10 protein-coding genes are annotated in these 13,613 nt (G+C 58.3%); 6 read left to right on the top strand and 4 right to left on the bottom strand.

Annotated features, from left to right (window positions below):
- Positions 1 to 170: 170 nt before the first annotated feature.
- The 3 genes from fdhF to BUB78_RS16940 all read right to left on the bottom strand — a co-directional run bounded on the left by fdhF (position 171) and on the right by BUB78_RS16940 (position 5,627).
- The gene (gene fdhF, locus BUB78_RS16930; RefSeq protein WP_073200116.1) at positions 171 to 2,939 is read right to left on the bottom strand and encodes a formate dehydrogenase subunit alpha; all 2,769 of its coding nucleotides are present in this window, start codon (positions 2,937 to 2,939) and stop codon (positions 171 to 173) included.
- A gap of 14 nt (positions 2,940 to 2,953) precedes the next feature.
- A complete protein-coding gene (locus tag BUB78_RS16935; protein WP_073200182.1) occupies positions 2,954 to 4,651 on the bottom strand; it encodes an NAD(P)H-dependent oxidoreductase subunit E in 1,698 nt (565 codons plus the stop codon).
- Between the two features lie 94 nt (positions 4,652 to 4,745).
- Complete coding sequence (locus tag BUB78_RS16940; RefSeq protein WP_073200118.1) at positions 4,746 to 5,627, bottom strand: LysR family transcriptional regulator; 882 nt, start codon at positions 5,625 to 5,627, stop codon at positions 4,746 to 4,748.
- Between the two features lie 121 nt (positions 5,628 to 5,748).
- On the opposite strand from BUB78_RS16940, the gene BUB78_RS16945 reads away from it, so the two are divergent.
- From BUB78_RS16945 to BUB78_RS16960, 4 genes are all read left to right on the top strand, one after another.
- Positions 5,749 to 6,915, top strand: coding sequence for a succinate--CoA ligase subunit beta (locus BUB78_RS16945; RefSeq protein ID WP_073200120.1), 1,167 nt, complete (start codon positions 5,749 to 5,751; stop codon positions 6,913 to 6,915).
- Positions 6,915 to 7,793 (top strand): succinate--CoA ligase subunit alpha, encoded by an 879-nt coding sequence (gene sucD, locus BUB78_RS16950; RefSeq protein ID WP_073200122.1) that lies wholly within the window; start codon positions 6,915 to 6,917, stop codon positions 7,791 to 7,793. Before BUB78_RS16945 ends, sucD begins: the two co-directional genes overlap by 1 nt.
- A 42-nt stretch (positions 7,794 to 7,835) precedes the next feature.
- A complete protein-coding gene (locus BUB78_RS16955) occupies positions 7,836 to 8,804 on the top strand; it encodes an NAD(P)H-quinone oxidoreductase (RefSeq protein ID WP_170865097.1) in 969 nt (322 codons plus the stop codon).
- Between the two features lie 357 nt (positions 8,805 to 9,161).
- Positions 9,162 to 10,760 (top strand): phosphoenolpyruvate carboxykinase, encoded by a 1,599-nt coding sequence (locus tag BUB78_RS16960; RefSeq protein ID WP_073200126.1) that lies wholly within the window; start codon positions 9,162 to 9,164, stop codon positions 10,758 to 10,760.
- Between the two features lie 171 nt (positions 10,761 to 10,931).
- Here BUB78_RS16960 and BUB78_RS16965 read toward each other — a convergent pair whose 3' ends face one another.
- Positions 10,932 to 11,753: an ABC transporter permease gene (locus BUB78_RS16965; protein WP_073200128.1), complete on the bottom strand. Its 822-nt coding sequence runs from the start codon at positions 11,751 to 11,753 to the stop codon at positions 10,932 to 10,934.
- A gap of 136 nt (positions 11,754 to 11,889) precedes the next feature.
- Between BUB78_RS16965 and cysQ the strand changes: the two genes are divergently transcribed.
- On the top strand, positions 11,890 to 12,687 hold the full coding sequence (gene cysQ / locus BUB78_RS16970) for a 3'(2'),5'-bisphosphate nucleotidase CysQ (protein ID WP_073200130.1): 798 nt from the start codon (positions 11,890 to 11,892) through the stop codon (positions 12,685 to 12,687).
- A gap of 1 nt (position 12,688) precedes the next feature.
- Complete coding sequence (locus BUB78_RS16975; protein WP_073200132.1) at positions 12,689 to 13,489, top strand: 3-deoxy-manno-octulosonate cytidylyltransferase; 801 nt, start codon at positions 12,689 to 12,691, stop codon at positions 13,487 to 13,489.
- Positions 13,490 to 13,613 lie beyond the last annotated feature (124 nt).

The raw sequence follows: 13,613 nt of genomic DNA on the forward strand, positions 1-13,613 counted from the left end.
GCCCCGCAGGCCTCGGCGAAGCCGTGCTTGAGGCGATCGGCTAAGACCCTTCGGCGCGTCCCGGCACCACACCGGGGCGCGCCAGACCACATCCGAATGTCACAATGACCAACAGACGAGGCCCGGCAAACAATCTTGCCGGGCCTCGTTTCACTACCGGATCGCCGCGTTCACTCGGCCGCTACCGCTTCGGCCTTTTCAACCCGGACAGCCGAGAACTTGAACTCGGGGATCTTGCCGTAGGGGTCGAGCGCCGCATTGGTCAGAATGTTCGCCGCCGCCTCGACATAGGCGAACGGCAGGAACACATTGTTCTCGGCCACGGCCCGGTCGGCCCGCGCCATGACGGTCACCGTGCCCCTGCGGGTCGTGAGGCGCAGATACTCGCCCGGCGCAACACCCAGCGCGCGCAGGGTTTTCGGGTGTAGCGAGCAATTCGCCTCGGGCTCGACCGCATCCAGCACCTTGCTGCGCCGGGTCATTGATCCGGTGTGCCAGTGTTCCAGCTGTCGCCCGGTGATCAGGACGAATGGATACTCTGTATCCGGCACCTCGTCTGGCGGGATCACATTTGCAGGGGTAAAGCGCGCGCGACCCGCAGGGCGCGGAAAGCCATCACCAAAAACGATTGACTGACCGGGGTCCTCGGGGCTGAGCGACGGGTATGTCACCGCAGAACCTTGCAGACGGTCCCAGGTGATGTTGTCCAGAGAGCGCATGTTCAGCTTCATCTCGGCAAAGACTTCAGAGGGGTGGGTGTAGGTCCAGTTGAGACCCAGCCTTCTGGCAAGCTCCACCTCGATCCACCAGTCTTCCCGTGCATCTCCGGGGGGGGGCGCAACCGCGCGACCCATCTGCACCTGACGGTTCGTATTCGTCACTGTTCCGGTCTTCTCGTACCAGGCAGAGGACGGCAAAATCACGTCGGCATAGTTTGCCGTTTCCGTAAGGAAAATGTCCTGCACAACCAAATGATCGAGCTTGGCCAGAGCGTCCCTTGCGTGATCCACATCCGGGTCGGACATCGCCGGGTTTTCCCCCAGAATGTACATGCTCTTGATCGTGTCGGCATGAATCGCATCCATGATCTCGACCACGGTCAGGCCTTTTTCGCTCGAGAAATCCTCAGAGTTCCAGACATCGGTAAAGGCCGAGCGCACGCCATCATCTGTCACACTCTGGTAATCCGGCAGGAACATCGGGATCAGCCCCGCATCAGACGCCCCCTGAACGTTGTTCTGCCCGCGCAACGGGTGCAGACCGGCGCCGGGGCGACCAACCTGACCGGTCATCAGTGCGAGGCTGATCAGACAGCGCGAATTATCGGTGCCGTGGATATGCTGGGAAATCCCCATGCCCCAGAAAATCATACCCGCCTTGGCACCTGCAAAGGTACGGGCAACATCGCGCAGCACCTCGGCATCAATGCCGCAGATTTCGGCCATCTTTTCGGGCTCAAAGCCCTTGAGGTGCGCCTTCATCGCGGGCCAGTTTTCTGTAAAGGCCTCGATATATTGCCGGTCGTACAGGCCCTCCTCGACGATCACATGCATGATCGCATTCAGCATGCTCACATCAGCGCCGGCCTTGAACTGAAGCATGTGGCTGGCAAAACGCTTAAGACCGGTCCCGCGCGGGTCCATCACGATCAGCTTGCCGCCGCGCTTGGTGAACTGCTTGAAATAAGTCGCAGCGACAGGATGGTTTTCGATCGGGTTGCAGCCGATGGCGATCGCCACATCGGCATTTTCAATCTCGTTGAAGGTCGCGGTCACAGCGCCCGATCCGACATTCTCGATCAGCGCCGCAACCGACGAGGCATGGCACAGCCGGGTGCAGTGATCGACGTTGTTGTGGCCAAAGCCCTGTCGGATCAGCTTTTGGAAAAGATAGGCCTCTTCGTTCGAGCATTTCGCAGAGCCAAATCCCGCCACTTCGCGCCCGCGCCCTTTCATGCCATTTGCGGCAAAATCAAGCGCCTCGTCCCAGCTTGCTTCGCGGAAATGCGACAGCAAATTTCCGGGGTCCACATTCAGGCCCTTGGCTGGCGCATCCTCGCGCCGGATCAACGGCTTGGTAAGGCGATGCGGATGGTTGATATAGTCAAACCCGAACCGCCCCTTGACGCAGAGCCGGTTTTCATTGGCCGGGCCGTCGATGCCTTCGACATACTTGATCTTGTCATCCTTGACCTTGAACGAGATCTGACAGCCGACGCCGCAATACGGGCAGACGCTTTCGACTTCGCGGTCATAATCCTTACTGTCCCCGGCCTCGTTTTCATCCAGCACGGTCGCCGGCATCAGCGCCCCTGTCGGACAGGCCTGAACGCATTCGCCACAGGCAACACAACTGCTGTCGCCCATCGGATCATCCTGATCAAACACGATCTTTGCGCTGCGGCCCCGCCCTGCCATGCCGATAACGTCATTGACCTGGACCTCGCGGCAGGCACGGACACAAAGATTGCAGTGAATACAGGCATCCAGGTTAATCCGCATCGCCACATGGCTGGCATCCAGCAGCGGCACCTGATCAGCCTCGGTCTTGGGAAAACGGCTGTCTGATACACCATTCAGGGCGGCCATGTCCCAGAAATGCGATGAGGCGTCGTGCCTTACCTCTGGCTGATCTGCGGCCAAAAGCTCTATCACCAATTCACGCGATTTCCTGGCGCGTTCGCTATCTGTCGTGACGGTCATACCCTCGGCGACAGGGCGGATGCACGAGGCCACCAGCGTGCGCTCGCCTTCAACCTCGACCATGCAGGCCCGACAATTTCCATCCGGCCGATAGCCTTTTTGCGGCTTGTGGCACAGATGCGGTATCACGAGGCCCTGTCCATTCGCGGCCTCCCAGATGGTCCAGCCTTCGGGCACGGTCACATCCTCGCCATTCAGGCTGAAGGTGACGGTTTTGGTTTCGCTTGCGTCAAGCATGTCGTTATCCTTTCTCAGCCTTTGATCTCATCGGCAAAATGTTTCATCACAAGCCGGATTGGATTTGGGGCCGCCTGCCCCAGACCGCAGATCGAGGCGTCACCCATCACCTGGCACAGATCCTCAAGAAGATCGGTATCCCAACTCTCTTGCTGCATCAGCTTGACGGCCTTTTCACAGCCGGTGCGACATGGCGTACACTGGCCACAGCTTTCATCCTCAAAGAACCGCAGCATGTTGAGCGCGGCATCCCTGGCCTTGTCCTGATCCGAGAGAACAACCACAGCCGCAGACCCGATAAAGGTCCCTAGCGGTTGCAGCGTGTCAAAATCGAGCGGGACGTCGTCAATATGAGCAGGGAGAAGACCCGACGACGGCCCGCCCGGCTGATAGGCCTTGAAAACATGGCCCTCAGCCATTCCACCAGACGCTTCGATGATATCCAGAATGGTTGACCCCGCCGGCAGCAGGTAGACACCGGGCCGGGCGACACGTCCCGAGACCGAGTAGCTGCGCAAACCCTTGCGCCCGTTCTTTTCAACGGAGTTCAGAACCTCGGGGCCGTCGCGACAGATCTTGGCAACCCAGTGCAGGGTTTCGACATTATGCACCAACGTCGGCTGGTTGAATATGCCGACCTGGGCCACAAACGGCGGACGATGTCGGGGCATCCCGCGCTTGCCTTCGATGGATTCGATCATCGCGGATTCCTCGCCGCAGATATAGGCCCCGGCGCCGCGCCGCAGGTCGATATAGCCCGGCGCCACGATGCCAGCCGTTTCCAATGCCGCAATCTCGGTTGCCAGAATTCGGAGCACCGCAGGGTATTCGTCGCGCATGTAGATAAAGCAGGTCTCGGCCTCGACAGCCCAGGCCGCGATCAACATGCCTTCGAGGAAGTGATGCGGCGTGCGTTCCAGATAGTAACGATCCTTGAAGGTGCCCGGCTCGCCCTCGTCGCCATTGACCGCCAGATAACGCGGCCCGTCGTTCATGCGGACAAACCCCCACTTCTTGCCGGATGGAAAACCGGCGCCGCCCAGCCCCCGAAGTCCGGAGGACAGGATTTTATCCTGCACGTCTTCCCAGTTGCCACTTTCGCGGAGCGACGCAAGAGTGGCGTAACCACCGTTGTCGCGATAGGCCGCAAAGGCTTCATAGTCGGGGATATGAGCGTGAGTGTCATCCGAGGCTATTGCCGCCTGCACCTTTTCGGGGGTCGCATGATCGATATAGTTATGCCCGATCTCCAGAACCGGCGCCGTATCACAACGCCCCATGCAGGGCGCACGAAGAACGCGTACCTGTGATGGATCAAGGCCGCCCTCCAAAGCATTACGCAACTGCTCTGCCCCGGCCATTTCGCAGCTGAGCGAATCACAAACCCTGATGGTCAGTGCAGGTGGCGGAGTCTCATCCTCGCGCACCACGTCGAAATGCGCATAGAAGGTCGCCACCTCGTAAACCTCGGCCTGAGCAAGGCGCATTTCATCGGCCAGTGCCGCGATATGATCCGCGGACAAATGGCCGTAATGATCTTGAATCAAATGAAGAAATTCAATCAGAAGATCACGTCGGCGTGGCCGGTCACCCAGCAGGGACTGAATGTCCTGCACGGCATCGTCGTCAACCTGACGGCCCTTGGGTGTTTTACGGCTTTTGCCGGTGCCCTTTTTCTTCCAGATGCCAATGCGATCGTCCAGCGGTGCCATGGTGTTCTCCTCAAGCTCTTGGCTCTTGGTATACCACATCAACAACACTGAACGTCAATTTCGTTTAACTGATCTTGTGATAAGCAAAGGTTATCTACTTTTTCAGCAAGGCGCGCCGCAATGCTTCGACCGTTGGCAGGTTTGGATCGCGCAACGGCGTGACGATGCTCACATTTTTTTCAAGTACCGGTGCCGCCAGGGGCAAGGCCACCGTTCCCTCCGGCGTGCCAAGGGCCTCGATCAGGTGCTTTGGAACGACCGTGGCCGACATGCCTTCGGCGGCCAGAACCATCGCGGCAATAAACCCACCGGTTTCGACACTCACTTCGGGGAGCAGCCCAAGGTCGTCAAATACCTTATCCAGAATGCGGCGATTCTGCATTCCGGGCTCCAGTAAGGTCAACGGCAGTTGCGCGGCCTCTGTCCAAGTCGCCTCACCTTTCAGGCGCGGTGCAAGATGTGTCGGTACCAATAAAAGGTAGGTTTCCTTGTATAGCTCCTCCACCCGCAAAAGATCATGTGACACGCCCTCTCCATAGGTGATCCCGGCCTCGTATAGCCCGTTTTCCAATCCCTGCTGAATTGCCAGAGACGTCGCCGTCTGGATGCTAACCTTGATGCCGGGATGCTTTGTTCTGAGTGCTTTTACCGTGCGGGCCGCAAAGATCACGGCCGTCGGCACAGCGCCAATCACCAGCTTGCCGGTGATCTCGCCCTTTGCCGACCGAAACTCCTGTTCCAGAATCTTGACGTCTTCGACAATCGTGCGCGCGTGGCGCACCAATGCCTCGCCCTCCGCCGTAAACCCCTGAAAGCGGTTTCCGCGTTTCACGATTGGCGTATCAAGCTTTTCCTCCAGCTTCCTGATCCGCATCGAAAACGCCGGTTGCGACACACCGCAATCTTCTGCGGCCCGCGCAAAGTGCTTTCGGCGGGCAAGCGACGCAATAAACTCAAGGTCTCGCAAACTGATCACAGTGGCCTCCGTTTTGCAGGCTTTTACCCGCCTGCGTTGTTGCGGGACAAGGGGCCAGTCGCGTTGACAGAATCACATCCGTGGTATACCACAAACCAACCAGCCAGGGAGGAGCGGCGCGATGATGCTCTCAGAGAATCAGTCTAAAGAGCTGCTATGCCAGTACGGCGTATTAATTCCCGAGGGCCGCTTGGCTCATACACCGGAACAAGCCGAAAAGCTCTGCAAGGAAATCAAAGCCCGTAAATATGTGGTCAAAGCACAGATTGCTGCCGGCGGCAGGGGGCTTGCAGGCGGCATCAAGTTTGCCGCCACGCCGTCTGCGGTCGCCAACGAGGCCCGAGCACTGCTCAATTCAAAGCTGGTGACCGAACAGACCGCTGCCTCGGGTGAAACCGTGCATTCCGTTTATGTCGAGGCCGCAATCGACATCGCAAAAAACTTTTACATCGCGATTTCCTTTGATCCCAATAGCGGTCGGCCCATCCTTCTGGCCTCTGCCGCTGGCGGCGTGGAGTTCGAGCAACTTGCTCGCATGGATGAAAATGCGGTCAAGACCTATTTATTTGACGACACCCCCAAGGCACGGGATGAGCTGGTCGAATTCCTCAAGGGCGTCGGCATCGAAGGCCCGGACGCAGTTGAAACTATTTGCAACGCGCATGAGGCATTTTGTGAAAACGATCTGACTCTGGTTGAAATCAACCCCTTTGTGCAGACGGCAGATGGAAAATGGATGGCGATTGACGCCAAGATCGCACTCGACAGGAACGCCTCTTTCAGAAGACCCGAGTTTGATTCCATGGTCCAAGATCTGGGGATATCTTCCAGCGAAGCGGAAGCACAGAAGAGCAACATCAATCTGGTCAAACTCACCGGGGATATCGGCGTGGTTGCCAATGGCGCCGGTCTTGGGCTTGCGACCAATGATATGATCACGGACGCCGGCGGGGAACCTGCCAACTTCATGGATATCCGTACAACGGCGCGCAGCTTTGACGTGGCCAAGGGCGTTGAATTGCTTCTGTCCGACCCAAAGGTGAAGGTCATCCTGCTTAACATTCACGGCGGCGGCATGACGGCGGCTGATACCGTAGCGGAAGGTGTCAATTTTGCATATTCCCGCGCCGAGCGGAAATTACCGGTCATTGCCCACATCTCGGGCCATAATGCCGAATGGGGGATCAATATCCTTCGCGACCGGAAAGTACCCGTTGAGATCTTCGACACAATGTCAGGTGCAATCAACCGTGTCGTTGAAATAGCACGTAGCGGGAGGGCACGCTGATGGCCATCTTTGTCAACTCCGACACACGCGTGATCGTTCAGGGCATGACAGGCCGGTCCGGCACATTCTACACCGATCAGTCGGCGCGTTACGCCCCGTGCTATGTTGGCGGTGTCCGGCCGGGAAAAGGCGGTAGCCAGCACCTGGATTTGCCGATGTTCAATTCCGTCAAAGAGGCGATGGCTGAAACCGGGGCAAACGCCAGCATGGTGATTGTTCCAGCCCCCTATGCGGGTGACGCCATGATTGAGGCGATCGAGGCTGGCATCGGCGTTGTCGTCTGCGTGACCGAACGTATTCCACAACATGACATGAGCCGCGTCAAAAAGGCGTTGCAGTCATCCGAAACCGTTCTGATCGGCCCGAATTCGCAAGGGATTCTGACACCGGGTCAGTGCAAGATCGGCGTCATGCCGACCCGCCTGACGATGCCTGGTCCGATTGGCATCGCATCGCGGTCTGCCTCCCTGACGTCCGAGATCGTCGCTCAATTCAGCAAGGCAGGCATGGGTCAGTCAACGACAGTCGGCATTGGCGGCGACACGTTGCATGGCGTCAATTTCGTGGACTGCCTGAAACGGTTTCGGGACGACGATGAAACAGAGGCGGTCGTGCTGATCGGCGAAATCGGTGGCCTCGACGAAGAAGAGGCCGCCGCCTACCTGGCGTCCGTCGACTATGGCAAGCCTGTCATCGCGCTTGTGGTCGGGCGATTTGCACCGCGTGGGCGGCAGATGGGCCACGCCGGCACCCTGTCCGTGCTTGGCGGCGGAACGGCACAGGACAAGATCGCAAGCCTGCGTGCCGCTGGCGCGGTCATCGCCGAGAACGCAGATGACGTGGTTGCCGCCGTCAAGCGCGCGCAGGCCGCAACCTGATAGGGCTATTGCACAATGACTCTCTCGCATCTCCCCGACACAATGAAAGTAATCGAGGCCGATGGCGTCGGCGGGCCGGAGGTTCTGGTCGAGGGCAGCCGCCGCCTGCCGACCCCTGCCCCGGATGAAATCCTCATCAGGGTCACGGCTGCTGGCGTTAATGGCCCTGATCTGGTTCAGCGCAGAGGCCACTATCCACCCCCAAAGGGCGCGTCCGACCTGCTCGGGCTTGAAGTGTCGGGCGAAGTGGTTGCGGTCGGGCCGCAACAAACAATGTGGAAACCCGGCGACCGGATGTGCGCCCTGACCAATGGCGGCGGGTATGCCGAGTATGTGGCCGTCGCGGCCAATCATTGCCTGCCGATACCCGAGGGCGTCGAGGATGTGGATGCAGCCGGCCTTCCCGAAACCTTTTTCACTGTCTGGAGCAACGTCTTTTTCGGCCAGGCGATCCCTGAAAATGGCAATTTCCTTGTTCACGGCGGCTCTGGTGGCATCGGCTCCACCGCGATCCAGCTTGGCGTCGCGATGGGCCTGAACGTCTATACCACCGTCGAGTCAGAGGCAGCCGCAGCGTTTGCGTCGTCACTTGGGGCGACACGTACCATCAATTTCAACGAAGAGGATTTCGTTCCGATCTGTCGCGAGGCAGGCGGCGCCGACATTATCCTCGATATCATCGGTGGCGATTATGTCGCCCGCAATATAAAGGCCGCGCGCCACGACGCGCGCATCATCCAACTGGCATTCAACCTCGGCTCGAAGGTTGAAATTGACCTGATGCCAGTGATGCTCAAACGGATCAGTTACACCGGCTCGACCCTGCGGTCCCGCTCGGACGCCTTCAAGGCCCAGGTGGCCCGGGATCTTCGCGAAAAGGTATGGCCGATCTTTGCCGGGGGCTCGCTGCGCAGCGTTACTCATGCGGTTCTTCCGCTGAGCCAGGCCGCTGAGGCACACCGCATCATGGAAGCCGGAAAGCATCATGGAAAGATCCTGCTTCAGCCTTAAAAGCTGCTGAAAGCGATTTGCACGCCGCACGGTAGAAAGCCGTGCCCGACATCCGTGCCTTTATCAAGTGCAGTCAGGGCAGGCCGGGCGTCGCCCCGGCAGCCCAGGATGCAAAACGGGCAAGATTACATTCACCTCGGATTGGGTCTGAAACTGCGGACCAAAGGATGACGAGCGCCCTGAACTCGCAAAATCCAAAATGGTTGCGCTAAACGTTGACTTGGTGGCGCTAACGCGGCCTATCCCACCTTTAAGCACCTGAAAGCCCATGCTAACACCTACCCAAATATCGTAGCCAAGATTGACGCTCTGCACCCGGTTGCGACGTTGTAGAGTACGACACCAAAGGAGATCTACATGACAACTGGACGGGTAAACCCAGGATTCCGACTTGAAGACCAAGGGATCAAAGGGCTGGGCGAGGTTCATTACAACCTTATCGAGGCGGCCCTGGTAGAGGCCGCACTTAAACGAAACGAAGGCACCCAGGGAAACGGTGGAACACTGCTTGTTTCGACCGGCGAGTTCACCGGCCGGTCTCCGACAGACAAATTCATTGTTCGCACCGACACCACGGAAAACGAAATCTGGTGGGAAAACAACGCCCCGATGGACCCCGAGGCCTTTGACAGGCTGCACGAGGACATGCTGGTACATATGGCCGGTCGCGACTACTTCGTTCAGGATCTGATCGCAGGGGCCGATCCCGAGCACTCTATCAAGGTGCGGGTGGTCAACGAGCTGGCCTGGCACAACCTGTTCATTCGCCACATGCTGCGCCGACCCGACCGGAATGATCTGGATAGTTTCGTCGCCGAATACACGATTATCAACTGCCCGACCTTCAAGTCAGACCCGTCCCGCCACGGCTGCCGGTCGGAAACCGTGATTGCGATGAATATCGACAAAAAGCTGATCCTGATCGGCAATACGGAATACGCGGGCGAGAACAAGAAATCGATCTTCAGCCTGCTGAATTACCTGTTGCCTGAAAAGGGCGTCATGCCGATGCACTGTTCGGCAAACCATGCAAACGACAATCCGACCGATGCAGCGATTTTCTTTGGCCTGTCCGGCACCGGCAAGACGACACTCTCGGCAGACCCCGGTCGAACGCTTTTGGGCGATGACGAACATGGCTGGTCGGATCGTGGCACCTTCAACTTTGAAGGCGGGTGCTATGCCAAGACAATCAACCTGAGCGCCGAGGCGGAACCCGAGATTTTCGCGACCTGCTCGATGTTTGGCACGGTTATCGAAAACATGGTTTACGATGAAGAGACCAGAGAACTTGATTTTGAGGATTCCAGCCTCACCCAAAACATGCGCTGCGCCTATCCGCTTGAGTATATTCCCAACGCGTCGGAAACGGGGATGGCCGGGCATCCGAAGAATATCGTGATGCTGACCTGCGATGCGTTTGGCGTACTGCCCCCCATCGCGCGGTTGACGCCGTCACAGGCGATGTACCACTTTCTTTCAGGTTTCACGGCCAAGATGGCCGGGACCGAACGCGGCCTGACTGAACCTCAAACGGTATTCTCTACCTGTTTTGGTGCACCGTTCATGCCGCGCCGCCCCGAAGTCTATGGCAACCTGCTTCGCAACAAGATCGCACGTTATGGCTCAACCTGCTGGCTGGTGAATACCGGGTGGACGGGCGGCGCTTATGGCAACGGCTCGCGGATGCCGATCAAGGCCACGCGCAGCCTGCTGACTGCGGCCCTGGACGGATTCCTTTCCGAAGTCGAATTCCGAAAAGATCCCAATTTTGGGTTCGAAGTGCCGGTCGAAGCGCCCGGAGTTGCAGAGGTTCTGCTGGACCCGCGCAGGACCTGGGAAAATCCGGAAGACTATGACGTTCAGGCGGCCAAACTCGTGGACATGTTTGCCAAGAACTTTGAGCAATACCTGCCCTACATCGATGATGACCTGAAGTCGGTGATCCTCGGCTAAATGCACAACAGAAATCCTGACCAATTGCGGTCAGGATTTTTCTGTGCCCAGTCTGTTTCTGGGCCCGGCCTAGATGGCATCTGCAATCCGTTTGCCAAATTAACTGACCGCTTTTCGGCGGATTAACACGCCCCGCGCAGCCAACAGATCTTCACTGTACGTTGTGATGAATCAGCGCCGGGCATTCCAGCTACTGGAGGCATATTGGCGGGTATAGAATTCGCCCATAAGCCCAACCACCAACAAGGTGAGCGACACATATATCGGATATTCAAGCGAGGTTTTGTGCGGCATGTAGTTGATAAACGTAAAGCCACGCGTCTGATCGATGATGTGAAACAGCGGGTTCCAGTCAAACATGTTGACCATAAAGGTCGGCATGGTGTTCACCACGAACATCTTGCCAGAGGCAAGCATGTTGGCGCGTTGATAGATGGTGACAAACAGCGACACAAAGGTCGGGAACCATGGTTTGAGCCCCAGCAAGACAAGACCGACCGCAACTCCGCTGAACCAGGACAGCAACAACATGCCAAAGGCCGCGATCGGACGATCAACGTCAAATGGCGTAAAGCCCACGTGATAAACGAACAGGACGATGAACATCGACAAGACCTGAATATAAAGTGCCCCTATGGCCGCGGCGCTTATCGAGATGATGGTGTTCATCGGCGCATGCTGCATCATCGGCGATGAAGGCCCTTCGGCCCCGACAACCGCACTCACGGCTTTGATATGCGTCATGTACATGAAAATGCCCGACATCATGAACAACAGGAAATCGCCGCGCATCTTTGCGCCCCGTATGCCAAGTATCGAAAACATGAGGTAGAACGACATGACCATGATCACCGCGGTCAGGATATTCATCACCAGCGCCATGACCGCATTGCTGTGGCCTTTTCGGATATTTCGGACCACTGAATGATAAATCAGTTCGGCGATGATAATGGCCGACTGAAGCGTTGATCTTGGTCTGGCGGTTCTGAACATAATCGATTGTGCCCGGTTGCCTGTGGTTTTCTTATATGGGTTTCTTGCCGTCCCGCGGTGAGCGTATCATAAGGGGGCGCAGGTAATCTATCTATTAACGGCGCAGAATTGCGTCGCGTACCAAAGGAGCGGTGTTTTGGACTATGACAGGCTTGTCACGGTAATTCGGAAGTTGGCACTTGAGGCCGGGGATCGGATCATGGAGATTTACGAGGCCGACGATTTTGACGTGAAGGTCAAATCCGACGACAGCCCCGTGACCGAGGCCGACGAGGCCGCCGATGCGATCATTTCGGCCGGGCTTCGCGCCGCGTTTCCCGATGTGACGCTGGTGACCGAAGAACAGGCCGCGTCGCATGCCGAGCGCGCCGAGACGTTCCTTATCGTTGACCCGCTGGATGGCACCAAGGAATTCATCAACCGGCGCGGCGATTTCACGGTCAACATCGCCTATGTCGAAAACGGCGTGCCGACGCGCGGCGTGGTTTATGCGCCCGCCAAGGCGCGGATGTTCTTCACCCAGGCAGACGGCAGCGCGGTTGAAGAAGACGGCCCGTTCCACAGGGACACCCCCGGAAACCTGCGCGCCATCCGCGTTTCAGAGCCGGACAATGCCGCGCTTATGGTGGTGGCAAGCAAGTCGCACCGCGATCAGGCGACGGATGATTATATCGGGAAATACGCGGTCAAGGACATGAAGAGCGCCGGATCGTCTCTCAAGTTCTGTCTGATCGCCACTGGCGAGGCCGATATTTACCCCCGCGTCGGGCGCACGATGGAATGGGATACCGCCGCCGGTGATGCGGTGCTGCGCGGCGCCGGTGGGCGCGTGGTGCGCTTTGAAGATCACCAGCCGCTGGTTTATGGCAAAGAGGGCTATGCCAACCCGTTTTTCATCGCCTACGCCCCGGCCGTTGACCTGAAGGAAGCCTGATTTGAGCGTTCTGATCGTCATTCCGGCGCGCTATGCGTCGTCTCGCTATCCCGGTAAGCCGCTGGCCACGCTGACCGGCGCCACCGGCGAGGCCAAGAGCCTTATCCAGCGCTCGTGGGAGGCCGCCTCTCAGGTGGCGGGCGTTGACCGTGTTGTCGTGGCAACCGATGACGAGCGGATCAAATTGGCCTCCGAGGCGTTCGGCGCCGAGGTGGTGATGACCTCCGAGAGCTGTGGCAATGGCACCGAACGTTGCGCCGAGGCCCTGCAAAACCTTGGCGGCGGGTATGACATTATCGTGAACCTTCAGGGCGACGCGCCGCTGACCCCGCATTGGTTTGTCGAGGATCTTGTCAAAGGTCTGCGCGCCGATCCGCAATCCGAGGTGGCCACCCCGGTACTGCGCTGTGAGGGGCGCGCCCTTAACGGCTTCCTGCAAGACCGCGCCGCGGGCCGTGTCGGCGGCACCACGGCGGTTTTTGGCACTGGCGGGCGTGCGCTTTATTTCTCAAAAGAGGTGATCCCCTATACCGGCCAGAGCTATGCGGATGATGCGCCGACACCGGTGTTTCACCATGTCGGTGTCTATGCCTACCGCCCCGCCGCACTTGCCGATTATGCGGGGTGGGACATGGGCCCGCTCGAGGCGCTCGAGGGTCTGGAACAGCTTCGGTTTCTGGAACGCGGTCGCCCGGTGCTTTGCGTCGAAGTCGAGGCGCGCGGTCGCCAGTTCTGGGAATTGAATAACCCCGAAGACGTGCCCCGTATTCAAACGATGATGGCCGAGATGGGCATGGCCTAAGCGGCACGACGCCGAATACGCGCCCTGCTCACGAAATGTTTTGGTTATATGCGCGCAGTGCCCCAATTTTCCCTGCAATGCCCTATGCACCAGGGAAGAATTTTGTGTATGACTGTGACAGCAG

Source organism: Roseovarius marisflavi, assembly GCF_900142625.1.
GTDB classification, from domain to species: domain Bacteria; phylum Pseudomonadota; class Alphaproteobacteria; order Rhodobacterales; family Rhodobacteraceae; genus Roseovarius; species Roseovarius marisflavi.

Excerpts from the sequence above, each read along its gene's own strand:
- fdhF (WP_073200116.1), bottom strand. The coding sequence starts at position 2,939 with ATGCTTGACGCAAGCGAAACCAAAACCGTCACCTTCAGCCTGAATGGC.
- BUB78_RS16935 (WP_073200182.1), bottom strand. The coding sequence starts at position 4,651 with ATGGCACCGCTGGACGATCGCATTGGCATCTGGAAGAAAAAGGGCACC.
- BUB78_RS16945 (WP_073200120.1), top strand. The coding sequence starts at position 5,749 with ATGATGCTCTCAGAGAATCAGTCTAAAGAGCTGCTATGCCAGTACGGC.
- sucD (WP_073200122.1), top strand. The coding sequence starts at position 6,915 with ATGGCCATCTTTGTCAACTCCGACACACGCGTGATCGTTCAGGGCATG.
- BUB78_RS16955 (WP_170865097.1), top strand. The coding sequence starts at position 7,836 with ATGAAAGTAATCGAGGCCGATGGCGTCGGCGGGCCGGAGGTTCTGGTC.
- BUB78_RS16960 (WP_073200126.1), top strand. The coding sequence starts at position 9,162 with ATGACAACTGGACGGGTAAACCCAGGATTCCGACTTGAAGACCAAGGG.
- BUB78_RS16965 (WP_073200128.1), bottom strand. The coding sequence starts at position 11,753 with ATGTTCAGAACCGCCAGACCAAGATCAACGCTTCAGTCGGCCATTATC.